This window comes from Sphingomonas paeninsulae, from assembly GCF_003660165.1.
GTDB lineage: Bacteria > Pseudomonadota > Alphaproteobacteria > Sphingomonadales > Sphingomonadaceae > Sphingomonas_O > Sphingomonas_O paeninsulae.
On the sequence record NZ_CP032829.1, the window covers coordinates 322477 to 341462 of the forward strand.

The following is an 18986-nucleotide window of genomic DNA, read 5'->3' on the forward strand; positions in this document are numbered from 1 at the left end:
AGTGGAACTCCGCGATTATCAGGACGGTATGCTCGAGGAGGCGCGTGGTCACATGCGCGCCGGTGTTCGACGCATACTGCTGCAGCTCCCTACTGGTGGCGGTAAAACTGTCATGGCCGCTAAAATGCTGGGCGGTGCGTCCGCGCGCGCGATCGCGTCACAGTTTCTCGTTCATCGCCGTGAGCTAATCGAGCAGACAAGCGATACCTTCCGACGTGTCGATATTCCGCATGGCATCATCGCTGCAGGGTTCGTTGAGAACCGTGACCGGTTAGTGCAGATTGCCGGTGTTCACACGCTGGGCAACCGCCTCGATACCGCGACCCCTCCGGGCATGATCGTCTGCGACGAGGCGCACCATGCGGTTGCCGGGACATGGGGCAAGATCCTCGAGCGATACGGCAACGCGTTCCTGATCGGACTGACCGCGACACCTGAACGCCTTGATGGACGCGGCCTCAAGGACCACTTCGATGTCATCGTGAAGGGACCGAGCGTCGCTGAGCTGATCGCGCGCGGGTTCCTCTCCCCTTATACCTATTACGCGCCGGGCAAGCCTGATCTGCTTGGCGTTCCGACTCGGGCCGGTGACTTCAACCGTGGCGAGCTGGGCGCGGCGATGGATAAGCCGAAGCTCATCGGCAATGTCGTGGAGCACTATCAGAAGCTGGCGGCTGGTAAGCAGGGTGTCGTGTTCGCTGCTTCCGTTGAGCACAGCAAGCACCTTGCCGAAGCGTTCACTGCAGCTGGCGTCCGCGCCGCGCATGTCGATGGCTCGATGGACGAACGGGACCGCAAGCGCATCGTGTCGGCGTTCCGGGCCGGTGACATCGAAATCATGTCAAACGTGGATCTGTTCGGCGAGGGGTTCGACGTGCCGGGGCTGGTTTACTGCGGCCTCGCGCGGCCAACGAAATCGCTCTCCCTGCATCTGCAACAGGTGGGCCGTGCGCTCCGTGTCATGCAGGGCAAAGAACAGGCCATCATCTGCGACCATGCGGGCAACGCGTTCGTACACGGTATGCCCGACGATCCACGCGAATGGTCGCTCGAGGGACGTCATAAGCGCGCAGGTGGTGGCGGCGGTCCAACCGACGCTATGGTAATTCACCAGTGTTTGACCTGCTATCGGGTGTCGCCTTCACGGCTGGCATGTTGCCCAGGCTGCGGCACTGAATTTCCAAACCGTTCGCGCACGCTCGAGCAGGAAGCCGGTGAGCTTACCGCGCTCGAGCGGATTGCCGCCAAGGCGAAGGCTACCGCCGACCGGAAAGCTGAGGAACGCGAGTGCAAGTCACTGGCGGACTTCGAGGCGCTGGGACGCAAGCGCGGATACGAGCCGGGCTGGGCTCGGCACCAATGGTCGTTTCGATCGAAATTTCGGAGACGCGCAGCATGATGCCCGAAGATCTGGCAGAGATTGTTGAGGTTTCTGAAAACCTCATCAGAAATACGAAGACGCAGATCGAGCTGACGTCGCGGTACATGAATGCGCCGCAAATGCGCTCGCTCAAACTGGTGTTGCTCAAGCTCGATGAGGCCCGTCTTTGGATGGGCGAGGTCGGACAGTCATGAAGGACCGCTCAGAAAAGGCGATTATGAATGCCTCGCTGGTCGAGGTGTCGTCGCTGCCTGAAACGCTGGCGTGGCGCAATAATACCGGCATGGCGTGGCAGGGCATCCAGCGCCCAGTCCGCAAGGGGCAAACGCTCATCGTGCAGGCTGGCATGGTGGTTCTTATGGAAGCGCGCCCGATCACGTTCGGCCTTCCGGGGTCGGGAGATATCCTCGGTGTTAATGCCGGAAGGGCGTTCGCGCTCGAGGCGAAAACTCTCACCGGCAAGCAGCACGAAACACAATTACGATTTCAGGCCGCGTTCGAGCGGGCCGGAGGCCTCTACGGGGTTTTCCGTTCCGAAGAAGAAGCACTCGCTATCCTTGGGAGGGGCTAATGGGCCGCAACACCAGCACGTATGCCAGTGCGCAGCGCGACGATCCCGAAAACCGGGAAGAGAATGATTTCTATCCGACGCATCCCAGTGCGACGCGTGCCTTATTATCCGTTGAGAAGTTCGACGGACCGATATGGGAACCGGCCTGCGGTGAAGGCGATATGTCCCGCGTGCTCGAGGCCGCTGGTTACGATGTCATCAGCACAGATCTGATCGACCGTGGCTATGGTGAGCACGGTGTCGATTTTCTGCGTGAGTGGAAGTCGCGCGCCCCGAACGTCGCCACGAATCCGCCCTTTGGAATCGCGATGCCTTTCATTAACTGCGCGCTGCAGATGTCGACCGGCAAGGTGGCGATGTTCCTGCGGTTGGCGTTTCTCGAAGGACAGCGTCGCGGTGCTTGGTTCAAACGAACACCACTAAAAAAGGTTTGGGTGATGTCCAACCGGGTGCCGATGCAGCGCGGACGCTTGGCAGTCGGCGAAGATGGCACCGGCGTTCTGGCTTTCGCGTGGTTCATTTGGGAGCATGGCTATGAGGGTGAGCCGTCTATCGGCTGGCTCGAGGGTCGCGACTGATGAGTGCGTTACTCGAGCCGTCACAATCCGAAGTCGAGCGCGCTTTCTCCGATGCGATGGCTGCGGCTGGATATCTGCCCGGCCCGATCGAGCCGGATACAGCCGACTTCGTGCGATTCGATGCGCCCGGCGACAAGGCTGGGCGGCGCAATGGTTTCTATAAGCTCAAGCTGGGCAAGTACCCCGTCGGCTGGTTCGGCGAGTGGAAGACCGGCGAGAGCAACCAGTGGCACTATGATTTCGGTCGGGAGCTGACGACTAAAGAGCGCGGTCAGATCAAAGCCGAACAGCGGCGCATGAAAGCGGAGGCCGAGGTCGCGCGTGAAACGCGTCAAGCGGAGGTGGCCGAAGATGCCAGCCGCATGTGGGGCGAAGCGAAGCCCGACGTTGAGAGCCACCCGTATCTAGAGCGCAAGCTCATCACCATCCCGCGCGGTTTACGTCAGCGCACTGCCAAGGACGGGACGGCTCTACTCTGCGTTCCGATGTACAGTTTCGATATGGCGGGCAACCCTGCCTTGACCAATCTGCAGACGATCTCCCCGAACGGCGAAAAGCGGTTCATGAAGTCGGGCCGGGTCGCTGGCACGTTCTTCTCGCTCAAGGGCGATTCCAGCCTCATCGTTATCTGCGAAGGTGTCGCGACCGGCTTCTCGATCTGGAAAGCCACCGGTGCCGGCGTCGTCTGCGCTTTCAATTCCGGCAATCTCATCGAAGTCGCCAAGGAAATGGCGCGCCATCGCCCGTTGGCCACGCTGCTGATCGCGGGTGACAACGACGAAATAGCGCCACACGACTGGGCAGAGCGTGGAAATGGCAGGCCGTGGGTCAATACTGGGCGGATAAAAGCGGAAGCTGCTGCCAAGACGATCGGCTGTCGTTGGGTGCTGCCATATTTCAAAGACGGTGCAGCTCGCGGACGCACGGATTTCAACGATCTTCACGAGTTGCAGGGCGAGCAGGCCGTCGGCGGACAGATTATGGGCGCGATGCGCTCGGTTGAAGCCGAAGACACACAGCCAGGTGCAACACTCGTCGAAGTGGATTTCCTGCAGGACGAGAGCTGGCGCGGTCACATCCCTACCACGCCAGCCGGTCACCCCGACGGAAACAACGTCGAAGGCGTGGCGAACTACATCTCGAACCATAAGCTGTTGCGCGGTCGGCTGGGCTTCAACGCGTTCACTCAGGCTGTCGAACTGGATGGCAATGAGATGGCGGACCATCACGTCGCAGAGTTTCGGCGCATCATGCACTTCGACCGATTCAAGGCGAAGAAAGGCGACGTTGCCGACGAGATGCTGGCCGAAGCACGGCGCAACAGTCGCGATCCGCTGTCTGAATATCTGCACGGTGTCGTGTGGGACGCCAAGCCGCGGTTGAACACATGGCTCGTGGATTACCTTGGTTCGCCACCATCTTCTTACACGCGAGAGGTCGGGCGGAAATTTCTGATAGGCGCAGTGGCCCGTGCTCTGAAACCGGGCTGCAAGATGGATACAATGATGGTCCTCGAGGGCGATCAGGGAACGGGCAAATCTACGGCGATTCGATATCTGTTCGGCGATAGGTTCTTCATCGACCATCTGCCCGATTTCCATTCGAAGGACAGTTTCATGCAGTTGCAGGGCGCGTGGGCTGTTGAGGTCGGCGAGTTGGCGGCAATGTCCAAGGCCGATGTGAACGATGTAAAGCTGTTCCTCTCTCGTCTTGTCGACAAATTCCGACCGCCGTTCGGCAAGCTCACGGTATCAGTGCCGCGTCGCACCGCATTTGTCGGGTCTGTGAATCCTGAGGAGGGTGGCGGATACCTCCGTGATCCGACCGGCGCGCGTCGCTTCTGGCCGGTAGCCACAGGCAATATCAGGCTTGAAAGCATCCTGCGCGACCGCGATCAGCTATGGGCCGAGGCAGTCCACGCATGGGGTGAAGGCGAGGAATGGTATCTCACAGATCCGGACATCATCGCGGAAGCCAAGGTCGAGCAGGAAGCGCGTCGTGAAGTTGATCCGTGGGAAAGCGTCATTCAGGCCCACGTTTCCCAATATTGCCTGAGCTATACGACCATCGACGTGATGCTGACCGAAGCGTTGAAGCTGCCCGTCGATCGACAAGACCCTCGTGCCCGTCGACGAGCTGGTGCAGCACTGCGCGCCATCAAGTGGAGCGCGGGAAAAGCGGAGCGGCTGGGGCGTGGTGCTGAGCCCGTCAAGGTATTCCGGCCAATCGTAGCTGTGGAACCGGACACGCGCACATTCGAGCAGTTGGCGCATGGCGACGACTGATTATTTAGTCTGCAGCTCCACGCCGATATTCCAGTAAACGGGCGCTCGAGGGTAATCCGCTCGAGAAAGCCAGCCGCGTAACAGGCCGTCGGCAATCGCTTCGTCTTTGGTTGGTTGCCAGCGCGTGAAGCGGTGACCCCAGTTCGATAGTCTGTACATGCGCCCCCGATTCGACGGGGTTATAGCAGCGCAAACAGATCAGCCTGAACAGGCTCGAGATTGTCGAGCCATTCCAGCACAAGCTTGGCCTCTCGATCGGCGCGCCGCGCTGCTATCTTACGAAGCGCAGTAGCTGAGTGAGAAACTGCGAGTTCACGTGTCGGGAATGCTCGATCGTGATCCGTAAGCGGCGAACCTCGTCCGCAACAATCCCCCGTCATGAACTGATAGCCGAAGCACGAGCGCCAACCTTCCGGCGTTTGCACCAGATCGATGTCGGCCAGCGGCATACCGCGCCAGCCTTTGCGTGGCATGGGTAGCTCCAAGGTTTCATGGGGCGTATAGACACCGCAATCGTTCTTCTGGCCGGGCGCAGGCATCATAGCGGCATCGCGATCTGCTCGCCTTTGAACGTGTGGGGCGGATTACCGGCCTGAACATGGCGGGCCATTTCGAACGCCTCAGAGAGGTTCGGCACCTGAACGAAGCCCCCTGCAGCTGCGGTGCGCCCGGCTTCAAACTCGCGGCGAGTATCCGGATGCACCGGACCGCGTACCTTGGCGGGATGGTGGTAGCTGGCCGCACCGAGCAGCCATGCTGCCCAAAGTTGATGTTTGTCGACAACCTGCTTGCCCATACGAGAGGCGAGGTAGGCGGGATCGTGGCGGGTTCTCATGCTCCGATCTCCGCGAGCAGTATTTGAGCCTGACCGGTCAAATCCTCGGCGGGAGCCATCGATCCGGCGCATGGTGGCACGTCACAATCGTGGATGAGCACTTCCATCATGCCGCGCACCAGTTCCAGCAGCTGGGGAGCGGCAGCGATCAGGGCTGCATTCGCCTCGGCCTCATGCTCGTCCTTTAATATTTTTCTCTGCTTTGGTCCGCCTTGATTTCGCAGGATCGCGTTGCAGATCATGATACCGTGCTCAGAAGTGACGCGACGGGGTGCCGATTTAGCAACGCGCCAAGGTCCGGGTGTGTGGGCCATATTATATTCCTCTGGCGAGAGGCGGTTCGTTTTAACCGCAATAAGCACATATTGTGCTTGTAGCCGGACAATGTCAACGCCTCTCTTGCCAACGTGTAAGCCGTGCCAGTATACAATGAAGATACACAAATGAGGTTTTATTCGACATGTCAGATGCACAAACATCGCCCATCAGCTTGCGCTTTCCAACGGCTCTAAAAAACAAGCTTCAAGAGCAAGCGGCCATCGACCGGCGCACGCTCACTGATCTTGTGATCGCGATAACGTCGTGCTGGCTGGACGGCAGAACCTATCAACCGCTCGCGCGTCTGGCTAAGCCCGCCAAAGAAAAACCGGCATTCATTCGCCCTCCCGGCAGGCCCGCTCGACCGAACGAGAGCTTGCGCGCTCAATGGCTCATACCCTCTATAGAAGCAGGGCTTTTCGATCAGACGGAGGTGACGCTCGAGGACGCATATTACTTGGCAACAGGCAATAAGCTCAGCGATCAGGTGCAGAACTTTGACGTCGTGTTCGCGGCCCAGCTCGTCCTCCTCGGCTGGCAGAAGATGACCCCCGCAGACAAGCCCGACACCTTCGTTTGGCTGTCGCCTGAGCACCCCTTCTTTTGTAACCCTGTAACTGAGTGATTTTGGCACTCGGTTACAACTCGGTTACGGTCATAAACTACTGATGTAACTATATAAATATACACCTGTAACTGTGTAACCCATATAGTCGCGCGCGCACACATGAGGAAAACTCCTCATAGGGTCAGGCATGATCAGAGTTTAGTGATATTGAAACTCCTGTAGAACCACGGTTACGATGTTTTTACTCGGTTACAGCCTGACCCATGCGCCCTCTTCACAACAGCACAAACCGTGCTATCTCGTCGCCCATGTTGGAGGAAGCGCCAGACCAAGACGTGCATGAAGAGGCTGCTCAGGTCCTTGCTGAGGACTTTGATGATGGTTGTATAACGGTAAAAGGCGGTCACGGAGGCCATCGTCTCAACGCGCGTCAGCGTGATTTTGCGCGCCACTTCGTGCTCACTGGTGGCAAGATTACCAAGTCCGCTGTCCTCGCAGGATACGACAGTCCCGGTGCAATGGGTGCCAAGAACGTCTGTCACCCATCGATACTGGCTGAGATCAAGCGACTGAGCGTCGTCAACGTCAGCGCATACCTTCCTCGAGCTATCCGAACGCTCGTCGATATCATGACAGACGATAAGGCAGACACCCGCGCACGCGTCACGGCGGCCACTAACCTATTGGATCGAGCCGGTTTGCGCCCGAAAAGCGATGCGCCCGGTGTTCAGGTCAACGTCCAGATCAACGGCGCGTCTGCTCAAGCGGCGATAGCCGACGTCTGGAAGGCCCGAGAGACGCGGCTTGAGCTGAGAGAAGGCATACGCTCACGCATTGAGGAGCGCATGGATAGGCTCGATAGGTCCGTTCCGTCCGACATATCAGGTAGAATGTCGGACACTGACGACACCGCGAGCGCGACCCTGATCGACATCAACGCGTCGCCACCCCCCGGGGGGATGAAGCCACAGGGTCCCCCCGGTTCCCGTCATCCATACCTACTGCCGGAACCGCGCAACACCTTCCCAACCCTAACTCGATTTTTGAAGACGGAGACGATTGATGACGACGACAGTAACGGTAACGACCCACGACTGGCCTGTGTCAGTGAACACGAACAGCAATCACTCGTACGGCGACGAGCAGAAATACGGATATTCGCAGAGCTCGAATACCGAGTTCGTGCCGGCCAATACGACGAAGCAGTTTTCCGTCAGCGACACGACGTCGTTGCACATTTCGGAGCTGCCGAAGGACGCGACTGGGCTGAGTGGTGGAAGTGGCACGTTGGCAAACGCTGCGTCCGGGGCAGTCACGGCCATCAATACCGACGAGATGCCGGGTGATGTCGCAGCTGTTGTGGACGCCGAGGCGGAACCTGCTGCCTGATGCAAAACGGGGGGTCTTCGGTTGAACGCCTGACGGAGCTCGCGCGCAAACGCGGGCTGCGATTGGTGTGGCGGTCGGAGACCTCACGGACATATCGGGGGGTGACAGAATTTGTCACCATGCTCGCGAAAGACGGAAGGTCAGTCTGCGAGGCGTGGGCGTATTCGACGAACGACGCGGTCGCGAAGGAAGCTGCAGCTAAATCGATGCTGGGCGCACGCGCATGAGTGCGCAGCCGTCGGCCACTCGCACCACCGAGTATATCCAGTTCATCGCGAAAACGTACCGCTCAGATTTTTCCGGATATCGGCGTGACGTGTTGGGGCGGAGGGAGGCAGATTGCTGGGTCCCCGTCGAGAAGTCGATCCTTACCAACAAGCGAACGGCCGTCGGCTCAGGCCACGGCATAGGGAAGACCGCATTCGGCGCGGACCTGATTCACTGGTTCATATCGACGCGGCCTCACCCTGCAATTGTCGCAACGGCAAACACTGAGGACCAGCTCACCAAGAAGCTGTGGCGCGAACTGTCGAAGACGAATGCCCAGGCGAAGAACAAGGATTGGTTCGACTGGAAGACGTCGACGTTCACGATGTTCAACGATCCGACGCAACAGGCGGTAGCACTGGCATGGTCGGAAAATAATCCAGAAGCGTTCGCCGGCACGCACGAGGAGCATGTGCTCGGCGTGTTCGATGAAGCGTCCGCGATCGCGCGTGTGATTTTCAATGTGTTCGCGGGGGCGATGACGACGCCCGGCGCACGGTGGGTGTTGCTCGGCAACAGCACGCGGAACGAGGGGTATTTCTACGACGCCGTTCATGGGAAGCTGGCTGCGCGAAAGCCCGGCGATATCGCGCGAGGCATGTGGAATTCGTTTGTAATTCCGTCATGGGATTCGCCGTTCGTCGATCCGTCGTGGGTTTCCGAAATGAAGGAAATGCTCGGCGAGGAATCGGACGAGTATCGCGTCCGTGTCGCTGGCATGCCGCCGCGCTTCGATTCCCAGCAGTTCATCCCGCGCGATCACGTTGCCCAGGCGATGGCGCGACAGGTGGAGATGTTCAAACGCTGGCCGCTGGTGCTTGGCGTCGACGTCGGACACTCGAGCGATCGATCCGTTATCGTGCCGCGTCGCGGGCGGAAAGTGTTGGACAACGTTCAAGTGCTACGCGGCGAACGCACCACGGATTTCGCGCGCCGCGTTGCCGATGAAATCAGGTTCTACCGCGAAGATCAAGGCCTCGATGCACAGGCAGTTATCGAGGAGGTCGGCATGGGTATCGGCGTTGTCGAGACGCTCGAGGACATGGGCTTTGCCGATCAGGTGTGGGGCATCAATCCGGGCACGAGCGCGACTGAGCCTGAGCTGTATTTGAATCTGCGTTGCGAGATGTGGGCGCTGATGAAGGAATGGCTCGAGGGAGCGGTAGAGCTGCCGAACCTGCCCGACCTTACCGATGATCTGGTTTCGGTGAAACGCAAGCCTTCGGGATCGAACAACAAACTGCGGCTGGAAACGAAAGACGAAATGCGCCGTCGGGGCCTGCGCTCGCCAGACATGGCCGATGCGCTCGCGCTCACATTCGCTGTGCCGTTCGATCTGCTGCCTGAGCGCCGGATCGGAAACTACGACGATTACCGCGAGTCCGCGTCTGCGGGTGGCGGCTCATGGATGGGAAATTAATATGCTCGAGCCGACTGTAACTGGTGTCGCCGAATCCGCTGCGCCAGTGGAGGCCGATCCTGATAAGCCGCTCGCTGCGTTCGACCTTGAGGACGGCAAGTTCGTCGAGCTGGTCCGCAAGTGGTTTCTCGAGGCGTCGAAAAAGAAACAGCCGATCATGCGTAAGCGCAAGGTCGACCATGAGATGTACGCGGGTAAGCAGTGGAGCGAGACGGACACGAGCGGCCCTGCGAACGCCAAGCGTCCGCGCCTGACAATCAACCTCATCCTCACGATGATAAACGCCGTTGAAGGTGAGGAGCGCACTAACCGTCAGGAAATGAAATTCTACGGGACCGGGGGCGAGGACGATGAAAATGCGGCCAACCTGAACCGTATTCTGAAATGGATCGTCAAGGGTTGCGGCGGCGAGTTCGCGCTGTCGCAGCAGTTTCGTAACGGTGCCATTTCCGGCGAGGGATGGGTCGTTCCCGAAGTCGATTTCTTCGACGATCCAGAGGGCAAGATCAAACTGGCGTTCGTACCGGATGCCGAGATGTTCGACGATCCGTTGTCCGTCAGTCCAGTCGGTGATGATGCGCGTCGTCGGCAACGCGCCAAGCAGATGACGGAAGACGAACTAGAGGCGCGCTGGCCCGGCTGCGCCGCGCAGTTGCGTTCGAATACCGAGGGTGGCGAGCTGGGCACCGAACGCGACGGCAAGGGCTTCCGCGATATCTATCTCGATCCAGCCGATCAGGTGAACAGCCCGAAGCTGTATAATTGCGACACCAAGATGTGGACCGTGCTCGAAACATGGTGGTGGCAGATCGAGAGCGGCTGGGTCGTTATCAACGAACAGACCGGCCTGATGGAAGAAAAGACCGAGGAAGAGTTCTCCCAGCTGCAGGATCAACGAGCGCAGGACATCCAGAACGCTCAGGTTCAGGCGATCAATGCCCAGCTTACGGCGGCGATCAATCCGCCCGCTTTGGGCCAGCCGGTTATGCCGCAACCACAGATTCCGCCACCACTGCAGGCCAAGCAACGTCCGCTGCGGAAGTTCTATCAAGCGTTCACGGTGTACGACGTGCTGCTCGAGAAGAAGGCGTCTCCGATGCCTCGTCTCAAGCGCATCCCGTATATCCCCGTGCGTGCGATGTTCGACAGCACGAACGGCGAATGGTTCGGCCTCGTCCGTCCGGTCACCGATGTGCAGAAGCAGCACAACGTCGAGCAGTCCACGATTGTCGCGCTGATCCAGCTGATGGGCAAAGGATCTTGGAAGGGACCGAAGGGTTCGTTCCACAATAAACACGAGTGGGAAACAAAGCTCGGACAGACCGGCCAGCTTCTCGAGTACAATGCCGCGCGCGGCGAACCTAAGCCGATCGAGGTTCCGCCGATTCCGCGCCACCTTGTCGACCTCGCTATGACGCGGCCTCAGATGATCCGTGAGATTTCCGGCGTCAACGTCGAGATGACCGGGCAACGCCAGGGCAGTGATGCCGGCGTCGTGATGGAGATGCGGAAGAAGGCCGCGCGCACTTCGCTGGCTCCTCTGTTCGATAACTTCCGGCACACCAAGATTGAGCTGGGCATGGTGCTGCTTGCCTATATCCAGACTTACATTTCTGTAGGTCGGATGATCCGTGTTGTGGGACCCGACGGAGCAGCTGCTGTGTCGATGACGACGGATATGTCGATCGGGCAATACGACGTCACGGTCGAAGAGACGGACAGTTCGGTCAACGACCGCATGGCAACGCTGAACATCCTGCAAACGACGCTTCCACAGGTGATGTCGGCGGGCATCCCAGTGCCTCCCGAATTTATCGATCTGCTGCCTATGCCGCCGCACGTGCGTGACGCTTGGAAGCGGCTCGTGCTCTGGCAGATGACGACGGCTGGAACACTGCCACCGCCTGACTGGAAAGCCGGTGACCCGATCCCGCCACCGCCCGGCATGCCACTTCCTCCGGGTGTCGTGCCATCCGGCGCACCCGCACCACAGCCAGCACAATAGGACGCCCCGATGAGTATCAGAGATGAAGTTTTTACCGACGAAGAAACCGCCGCACTGGCTACGCTTGAACTCGACAACACGCCGCCTGTTGATGAGAATGACCCCGTTACAACGACAGAGGCTATTGACCCTGCGCTAGCAGCTGCAACGCCAGCTGCGCCTGCAGACCCTGCGACGCCAGCGCCAGTCGATGAAGATGCTGCGTTCAAAGCATGGCAGGAAGCCAACAAGGGCAAGACGCCCGACGAGCTGGCGCGCATTGCCTTCAACCAGACCAAACGTGCGGACCGTGTTTCATTTGACCATCGGCGTGTCACTACGCAGTCCGCTGAGTTGGCGAGCCGCGCACGCGAGCAGCTTGCATCGCGGAAATCGAGCATTGCCGAGCGGCGTGCCGCGTTCGCTACGGAGCTGAATGACGATCCCGATGCGGCGACCAAGCGCCTTGCTGATGAACGGTTCGATGCGGAGGAGCGCGCTGCTGAGGCAGAAGTTACTCAGATCGAGCGACAAGCCCAGCTGGATAGCGCGATCGATCTGGCGTCGCGTGCCATCCCGGATTTCGCAACGGCGTTCCCGAAGATCCGAGAGTTCGGCGCGGAGCTGAACTATTCGCCGGAAGAGGTCGACGGAATATCGGACGGTCGCGATGTCGTGACGCTGTACCTCGCGATGCTGTCGGCGAACATGATCAAGGCGGGCGCGATGGATATGCGCGGGCAGATGGTCAGTGCTACGCCTCCTTCGGTCGCTGCCACAGATCCGCGGCTCAACACACCCGCCACGCCTGGCACAATGACGGCGGGCGCTGGGCGCGCAACCGATGGCGTGAAGTCGGTTGAGGAGCAGCTCGGCGATCTGTTGAATCTGTCCGACGCCGATTTCAACAAGCTCGATACCGAGACACTGCGTCGCCTCACCGGCAACGCGTAAAAGTTCGGCCGGATGCCAGTGGGCAAATCCGGCTGATGAAGGGAGCACACCGATGAAGCCGAGTACGAAAGCAAGAAGCGTGAAACGGCCACCCGTGCGGAGAAATCCAGCGGCAAAGCCTCAGACAGTCGGAACCACCGTCGTGCCTGCCGAAAGCAAACACGAGGGACCGGAAGCCGTACTGCCGCCAGTGGTGAAACCACCGGCCCCGCCTCTGCCTCCTGTCGTTCAGGAGGCTACCACCGTCATGTCGGAACCGGTTACCATTGGCCACCTGCAAGGGTTCGCTGAGCGTATGCCAATCGACACTGTGCTTGGTCTGCTTGGGCCTGACGCCCTCGATCGGATTGCGACGCTGCGAACAACAGCTGCGATCTCCGACCTTGCTTCACGTGTGCGTGCCACCGATGGTCGGTGTGCTCCCGTAATCCTCGTCGAAAGCGAAAAGCTGCAGGAATACGTGTTTTTTCACGGTTTCGATGCCATTGCTGCCGCGCAAACCCTTGGCGATAGCGAGGTATTTGTGGTAGCGGTTCCCGATACCGACATGAATTTCCTTCAAGGCGTAATTGCTGGGAAGGGACAAGCCACGTCGGAGGATGATCGGATTTACCTTCCGGGGTGATTTGATCCGTTTCGCCGAACGTATCGGTAGCGGCTCCGCCCGGCCTTACGGGTAGCGGTAAAGCTCCCTGCCTGATGGGGGCAACAGGATCGCGCACTTCACGCGCAGCGGCTGTCCAGCCTCACGGACGCTCCGTTTTCTGTTGCTCATTTAGCCAGGGGGCTTGTCCCATGTCATCCACCAGTTTCACCGCTGCGTCGCCTCTCGCCGTCAAGGTTTGGGCACGCAAAGCCTTCAACGATTCCGTCAAGCCAACGCTGTATGGAATGCTCACCGGCACGAGCGATCGTTCCGTCGTCCAGATCAGGGACGAGTTGGGCAAGGAAGGCGATCGCGTTCGCTTCCGTATCCGCATGCTGCCTCAGGGCATCGGCGTACAGGACAGTGAATCGCTCGAGGGCAAAGAAGAGAGCCTCGATTACAAGTATTTCGATCTGAACCTCGGCGAAAAGCGCCACGCGTTTCAGGTCGAGCTTAACCTCTCCGAGCAGCGCACGATGGCCGACGTTCGTTCGGACATGAAGGACGCTATCGAAGAGTGGACCGAGGAATATATCGATCGCACATTCTTCGAGTATCTGACCGGGTTTGGTCAGGGACCGGCAGGCGCATCGTGGTTCCATCCGAGCGGAGCACTGGGCGGCAATGCTCTGCAGGCTCCGACTGCTGACCGCATCGTTTATGGTGGTATCGGCGTGGCTTCAAAGGCCGCACTTGCTGCAACCGACACGATGTCGTTCGCGATCCTCGACAAGCTGGCCGAGCGCGCGAAGCTCGCAACGCCGACGATGCGTAAGGCGAAGTTCAACGGCAAGCTCTGCTGGGTCGTTATTCTCCACCCGTATCATGTCACCGATCTTCGCAAGAATACCGGCAATCTGCAGTGGGCTGATATCGTCAAGGCCAGCATGCAAGGTGGCGGCGAAAACATGTTCGAGCACGAAACGCTCGGCATGTATCGCGACATGCTTCTCGTGGAATCGACGCGCTGTCCGACCTTCACCGATTACGGTGCGGGTGGAAACGTCCAAGCGGCGCGTGCGCTGTTCCTTGGCGCTCAGGCTGCGGTCACCGCCTTCGGTCAGAAGACCGACGACAAGGGCCGCATGAAGCTCGTCGAGAAGTCGAAGGACTACGGCAAATACCTCGGCACTGCTGCAACCTTCATCTGGGGCCTCGCGAAGACGCACTTCGTGAACCAGTCGGACTTCGGCGTTTTCGCCGTCGATACCGCTGCCGCTCCCGTCGTCTGATCTGAATAGCTGAGGTCAGAGCGGGTCTCGCCAGCCCGCTCTCCTTGGACTTCCAAAAGGAGATTTTGTTATGGCTACGCAGTCAAAAGGTTACCTGCTTGCGGCGGTTCTCACGCCTGAAGTGGATCACAGCGTTTTCGCAATCACTCGCAAGGTGACGGTCGACAACACTTCTGCCAACGGCGGGGCATATCCCGGCAATGGTGACAATATCCAGCTGCTCACGATCAACCGTCCTGCGCGGTTGTTCACGTCGCATCTGAAAGCACTCGCCACGCTGGGGGCCAGCGCGACCCTCAAGCTACAGAAGAACACGGGGGCACTCGTACCGACCTAACGGTGGCGACGACTGCAGCAGGCGCAAGCGTCGTCTCCTCGGCGACGATCGGGTGCGTGGATCTCGTGGCTGGCGACATCATCGAAGCTCTGGTTGGGGGCGCTGCCGTCTCTGCTGCGGCTGCGATCGAAGTCGACCTGCTGCTTCAGCACTAACGGGGGCGGCGGCGTTCAGTGTCGATACTGACTTGGGATCAGGCGAGAGGTAAAGTTCGGGGCGACCTATGGCGTCCTGGTCCCACTGGCGTGCCGGATGAAGTCTGTGATCGCGCATTGCACGCCGCCTGTCGCCGTTTGGAATCGGAGCGTCGTTGGCTCTGGCTCGAGAAAATCTCGGCCACAATCACGACGACTGCGCAGACGAATATTATCAATGCTCCAGCCGACATGCGCAGCACTGCTTCGCTCGCGTATCTGAGCGGCACCACTGGTTATGATGTGCTCGAGCGCCAGTCGCTCGCACAGACGCAGAACGATGCGCGCGGCCCCTATGTTGGATATCCGAACGCGTACTCGCTGCTGCCCGGCAAGTTCTACCTCAACGCTGCTGTCGCGATCGGCGCGCAGTTCGAGCTGATTTATAAATCGGGCACGCCCGACGATATCGACGCGTGCGTGCTTTCGCCGCCAGCCGTCCTCTCTCTCAAGCAAACCGCTGTCATCGCTGCGGCCTGTCAGGAAGTCGCGAACGGCTATCTGAAAAATGACGCTGAGGCTGGCCGTCAAGAGGGCCGTTACGAGCGCCAAGTCCAGACCATGATGGACGAGGAAGACGAACAGCGCGGCGACGAAACCGGAATGGGCATCGTGCCCGACACTGAGCTGCGCGTTGCGGCGTTTGGCGCGGGGGCACGCTAATGGCTGATACGGTAACCACAGTCTATAATCTGACGAAGCCAGAGGTAGGCGCGTCCAACGATAGTTGGGGCACCAAGCTCAACCTGAACCTTGATACGATCGATGCCGCGATGAAGGCGAATGCCGATGCAGCGGCGAGTGCGGCTACTGCTGCTGCTGCTGCGTTGCCAAAAGCGGGCGGTGCTCTAACCGGTTCGGTGACATCCTCGAGCACGTTTGTCGCTGCCGGGAGCATCACGGCAACCGACGGTAGCGGCGTCGCTCGCCTGCAGCCGTCTGGCGATATCATCGCTTATCGCTCTGGCGGGACCACTGGCACGCTGCTGCTGAACTCAGCGGGCACTCGTTACCTCTATAACGACGGCACCAACTACAACTTGCCGGGGCAAGGACTTAGCGTCGGTGGTTCTGTAGCTATCAACGGCCAAATAGTCGCGAACGGAAATATATACACTAATAACAGCGGCGCGGGCGGTTCCGCGGTCATGGTGGCCGGAAATTCCACATTAACGGGCCAAATAGTTTTCCTGAACGCAGCCGGTGTCCAGCAAGGCTACATAGGCACTATGGCCGCTAATGGGCCTGTCAACTACGGTAATAATAATGGCAACGGTCACGCGTTCGCTGGCGGCAACGTTAATATGGCTAATGCCCTTGGCGTAGCTGGTGGCATCACTGCAACAGGCGGTTCTATCGTCGCCGCCGCTGGAGATATAATTTCTTCCGGTGTTTTGTATTTTGGAGGTGGCGCTAGTAATGCTTACCTAGCGATTAGCGGCGGAAATCCGCTCCTGAACATGAATACCAACTGCTTCATGGCCTACACTCGCTCATCTGGCACATGGTCGTGGGTTACTAACGGTGGCCAAAAAATGGCGCTAGACCTTAGCGGCAACCTAGCCATCCCGGGAAGCCTCACCACCGCCCAAGGCACCATGGCCGCAATCATCACCGGCTCCGGCTCAAATGCGAACGGCAAATGGCGCACATGGTCAGACGGCACCATCGAGCAATGGGGCAGTGTCATCACCTCTATCGGGAGCGGTGGTGCGGTGTCTCAGGCGTTGCCGATTGCGTTCGCCAACACGAACTATATGGTTAACATCAACCTATCCGGTGGGCTGAACGGGTCGATCCTATCCCGTGGCACACGCTCTACCACCAGTTTCATTGTCCAGGCTCGCGGCATTACCGGCTCCGATACGGCGTCGGGCTATGACTGGCACGCGATCAGCCTCTGATGTTCCAGCAATCGGAACTCTCCTTTCAGCCCGGGCTGTACAGCAATCGCTCCAAACGCGCGTCTAAGGGCCGTTGGGTCGATGGGAACCTTGTGCGTTTCCGCGACGGCGTTCCTGCGCAGATGGGCGGCTGGGTCCAATCGCCTGTCGATGGCAGCGCTATATCAGGGCGTCCTCGCGACTGGTTGGCGTGGCGTCCCAACAACCTGTCTGCTCGACTTTCTGCGATTGGCACTCACCTCGGCGTGTTCAAATTCGATGGAGGTTCGGTCACGGATATCTCTCCGGTCGGCATTATTCCGGGTCGGGCAGATTCGATCATCGGTTCGGGTTTCGGCGCGGGTCTTTACGGTGACGAGTTTTACGGCACCGAACGCACCTCGTCCGCCAACCTTCTCGACGCGACCGTTTGGACGTTCGATATGTTCGGTGAAATCCTGCTTGGTTGTTTCTCGGCCAACGGCACCCTCTACGAATATCTGGACGGCTCCACTACCAAGATGGTGCCGGTCACCAATGCGCCGATGGCTCGGGCGATGTGCGTATCTGACGAGCGCCACGTCTTTGCGTTTGGCTGTGACGGCAATCCGAACCTAGTCCGGTGGAGCGATCGTGAGAACCGCAACGTGTGGGCACCGCTCGCGACGAACCGGGCCGGTAGCTATGATCTGCAAGCGACGTCGCCATTACAGTGCGGCAAGCGTGTTGGTGGGCAAATTCTCGCTTGGACACAGACGGAAGTCTTCGGGTTAGCACCGCTATCCAATTCGCTGGTCTATTCTCGCGATCGTCTCGCAAGTGAGTGCGGCGCGATGGGTCCGCACGCCGCGTGTGTCGTCACCGATCAGGGTGGCGGTGGCAGCGCGTACTGGATGGGAAGCCATAGCTTTTTCGTGTTCGACGGCTTGGTACGTAAACTACCCTGCGAGCTGCAGGACTTCGTGTTCAAAGACATCAATATCCTGCAGCGCGTCAAGTGTCAGGCACGTGCGAACACCGCCTATGATGAAGTCTGGTTCTTCTATTGCAGCGCGGCCTCAACTGAGATCGATCGCGCGGTTGTTTACAATTATGCCAACGCGACATGGACGAAGGCGCTCATCAGCCGGTTGACGTGGCTCGATGCCGGCATCTTCCCGCGTCCGCTCGCGATTACCGAGGCCGGAACGATTTACGAGCACGAAAACGGCTCAATGGCCGGTACCGTGCGGATGCCGAGTTTCGTCCGTTCGCACCCGATCATGGTTGGTGTTGGGCAGCAACTCGCCGAAATCAGCGATTTCTGGCCGGACATGGAAGAGGGCAGCGGCACGTGTGAGCTGACGATGTTCTGCCGCGATTATTCGGGCGGTCCTGAAACTCCCGTCGGCCCCTTCGAATTTACGCCAGCCGTTGAAAAGGTCGATCTGTCGATTTCCACCCGTCAGGCCCAGCTGCAGATAGCGGGCAAGGTCGGCCCGTGGGAGCTGGGGGTTCCCGTTCTCAACGTGCAGTCGGGAGGCGGTCGATGACGGGTATTGTCAGCGGCGCAATTCGCGATGTCCGCACCCTGCAGCAACGGATGCAGACCAACGATCGAGCAGCACGTGACGCTCTGGAATCGGACGTCGTGCTCGATGGTCCGCGCCGCCTGATGCTTCGTTCACCCAACGGTACCTATTTCAGCGTCACGGTCGATAACGCGGGCGCACTTCACACGGTCAATCTGGGCACGTCGCTATGACGGTGGCCGCGCCCCTCTCTCACGTGCCTGTCGCTGAGCTGCGCGACGTATGGCCGAAGATCCGCGATCATGTTTCGTGGATCTCGGAGCGTACCAGCCAGCCTTGGATTGCTGAGGATGTCTATCACGAGATTCTCGTCGGCAACGCGTACCTCTGGATGACGCCCGACCGCGAAAGTTTCGTCGTCCTGCAGGTTCAGGTCGCACCGTACACGCGGGATCTGCACGTCTGGCTCGCCAGTAATCAGGCTGAGGCAAACGCCGCGGCTTACTGGCCCCAGCTGCTCGCGATCGGGCGGGAAGCACTTTGCAACCGTGTCGAATTCGAAAGCCCACGTCGTTGGGAACGCGCCGTTCCGGGCCTCACGGTTCGGCATCTCTACAGCCAAGCGACTTAGGA

At 59.4% G+C, this 18986-nt stretch carries 22 protein-coding genes; 19 read left to right on the plus strand and 3 right to left on the minus strand.

The features are described from left to right. The first annotated feature begins 1 nt into the window (after position 1). Genes D3Y57_RS06970 through D3Y57_RS06990 form a run of 5 tightly spaced genes read left to right on the plus strand, consistent with a single transcriptional unit; the run spans position 2 to position 4815 of the window. Positions 2-1399, plus strand: coding sequence for a DEAD/DEAH box helicase (locus D3Y57_RS06970; RefSeq protein WP_121152384.1), 1398 nt, complete (start codon positions 2-4; stop codon positions 1397-1399). Then, positions 1396-1575 carry a hypothetical protein gene (locus tag D3Y57_RS06975; RefSeq protein WP_121152385.1) on the plus strand — a complete coding sequence of 60 codons (180 nt, stop codon included), beginning with the start codon at positions 1396-1398 and terminating at the stop codon, positions 1573-1575. The genes D3Y57_RS06970 and D3Y57_RS06975 overlap by 4 nt, the downstream gene beginning before the upstream one ends. Beyond that, entirely contained in the window at positions 1572-1952 is a 381-nt protein-coding gene (locus D3Y57_RS06980) for a hypothetical protein (RefSeq protein ID WP_121152386.1), read from the plus strand. Before D3Y57_RS06975 ends, D3Y57_RS06980 begins: the two co-directional genes overlap by 4 nt. Further along, positions 1952-2530, plus strand: coding sequence for a hypothetical protein (locus D3Y57_RS06985; protein ID WP_121152387.1), 579 nt, complete (start codon positions 1952-1954; stop codon positions 2528-2530). The genes D3Y57_RS06980 and D3Y57_RS06985 overlap by 1 nt, the downstream gene beginning before the upstream one ends. Beyond that, entirely contained in the window at positions 2530-4815 is a 2286-nt protein-coding gene (locus D3Y57_RS06990) for a VapE domain-containing protein (protein WP_121152388.1), read from the plus strand. The genes D3Y57_RS06985 and D3Y57_RS06990 overlap by 1 nt, the downstream gene beginning before the upstream one ends. A gap of 179 nt (positions 4816-4994) precedes the next feature. On the opposite strand, the gene D3Y57_RS06995 is transcribed toward D3Y57_RS06990, so the two are convergent. From D3Y57_RS06995 to D3Y57_RS07005, 3 genes are read right to left on the minus strand one after another with little or no spacing between them, the layout of a single operon-like run. Then, positions 4995-5357: a hypothetical protein gene (locus D3Y57_RS06995; protein ID WP_162987019.1), complete on the minus strand. Its 363-nt coding sequence runs from the start codon at positions 5355-5357 to the stop codon at positions 4995-4997. Further along, positions 5354-5650, minus strand: coding sequence for a hypothetical protein (locus D3Y57_RS07000; protein WP_162987020.1), 297 nt, complete (start codon positions 5648-5650; stop codon positions 5354-5356). Before D3Y57_RS07000 ends, D3Y57_RS06995 begins: the two co-directional genes overlap by 4 nt. Then, positions 5647-5964, minus strand: coding sequence for a hypothetical protein (locus D3Y57_RS07005; RefSeq protein ID WP_162987021.1), 318 nt, complete (start codon positions 5962-5964; stop codon positions 5647-5649). Before D3Y57_RS07005 ends, D3Y57_RS07000 begins: the two co-directional genes overlap by 4 nt. Positions 5965-6110: 146 nt before the next feature. Between D3Y57_RS07005 and D3Y57_RS07010 the strand changes: the two genes are divergently transcribed. The 14 genes from D3Y57_RS07010 (at position 6111) to D3Y57_RS07075 (ending at position 18984) form a co-directional block, all read left to right on the plus strand. Then, positions 6111-6593 (plus strand): hypothetical protein, encoded by a 483-nt coding sequence (locus tag D3Y57_RS07010; RefSeq protein WP_121152392.1) that lies wholly within the window; start codon positions 6111-6113, stop codon positions 6591-6593. A 1005-nt stretch (positions 6594-7598) separates the two neighbouring features. Next, complete coding sequence (locus tag D3Y57_RS20120; RefSeq protein ID WP_162987022.1) at positions 7599-7925, plus strand: hypothetical protein; 327 nt, start codon at positions 7599-7601, stop codon at positions 7923-7925. A 223-nt stretch (positions 7926-8148) separates the two neighbouring features. Beyond that, positions 8149-9612, plus strand: a complete 1464-nt coding sequence (locus D3Y57_RS07025; RefSeq protein WP_121152395.1) for a hypothetical protein — start codon at positions 8149-8151, stop codon at positions 9610-9612. Position 9613: 1 nt separating this feature from the next. After that, positions 9614-11617, plus strand: coding sequence for a portal protein (locus D3Y57_RS07030; protein WP_121152396.1), 2004 nt, complete (start codon positions 9614-9616; stop codon positions 11615-11617). A 9-nt stretch (positions 11618-11626) separates the two neighbouring features. After that, positions 11627-12550, plus strand: coding sequence for a hypothetical protein (locus D3Y57_RS07035; protein ID WP_121152397.1), 924 nt, complete (start codon positions 11627-11629; stop codon positions 12548-12550). Between the two features lie 79 nt (positions 12551-12629). Beyond that, positions 12630-13175, plus strand: a complete 546-nt coding sequence (locus D3Y57_RS20125) for a hypothetical protein (RefSeq protein ID WP_162987023.1) — start codon at positions 12630-12632, stop codon at positions 13173-13175. Between the two features lie 170 nt (positions 13176-13345). Beyond that, positions 13346-14428, plus strand: coding sequence for a N4-gp56 family major capsid protein (locus tag D3Y57_RS07045; RefSeq protein ID WP_162987024.1), 1083 nt, complete (start codon positions 13346-13348; stop codon positions 14426-14428). Between the two features lie 70 nt (positions 14429-14498). Next, a complete protein-coding gene (locus tag D3Y57_RS07050; protein ID WP_121152400.1) occupies positions 14499-14765 on the plus strand; it encodes a hypothetical protein in 267 nt (88 codons plus the stop codon). 2 nt (positions 14766-14767) lie between these two features. Continuing rightward, positions 14768-14920 carry a hypothetical protein gene (locus tag D3Y57_RS20130; protein ID WP_162987025.1) on the plus strand — a complete coding sequence of 51 codons (153 nt, stop codon included), beginning with the start codon at positions 14768-14770 and terminating at the stop codon, positions 14918-14920. A gap of 18 nt (positions 14921-14938) precedes the next feature. Beyond that, complete coding sequence (locus D3Y57_RS07055) at positions 14939-15622, plus strand: phage adaptor protein (RefSeq protein WP_162987026.1); 684 nt, start codon at positions 14939-14941, stop codon at positions 15620-15622. Next, on the plus strand, positions 15622-16863 hold the full coding sequence (locus D3Y57_RS07060) for a gp53-like domain-containing protein (RefSeq protein WP_121152402.1): 1242 nt from the start codon (positions 15622-15624) through the stop codon (positions 16861-16863). The genes D3Y57_RS07055 and D3Y57_RS07060 overlap by 1 nt, the downstream gene beginning before the upstream one ends. Then, entirely contained in the window at positions 16863-18374 is a 1512-nt protein-coding gene (locus D3Y57_RS07065) for a hypothetical protein (RefSeq protein WP_121152403.1), read from the plus strand. Before D3Y57_RS07060 ends, D3Y57_RS07065 begins: the two co-directional genes overlap by 1 nt. Beyond that, positions 18371-18586, plus strand: a complete 216-nt coding sequence (locus tag D3Y57_RS07070) for a hypothetical protein (protein ID WP_121152404.1) — start codon at positions 18371-18373, stop codon at positions 18584-18586. Before D3Y57_RS07065 ends, D3Y57_RS07070 begins: the two co-directional genes overlap by 4 nt. Next, on the plus strand, positions 18583-18984 hold the full coding sequence (locus D3Y57_RS07075; RefSeq protein WP_121152405.1) for a hypothetical protein: 402 nt from the start codon (positions 18583-18585) through the stop codon (positions 18982-18984). The genes D3Y57_RS07070 and D3Y57_RS07075 overlap by 4 nt, the downstream gene beginning before the upstream one ends. Positions 18985-18986 lie beyond the last annotated feature (2 nt).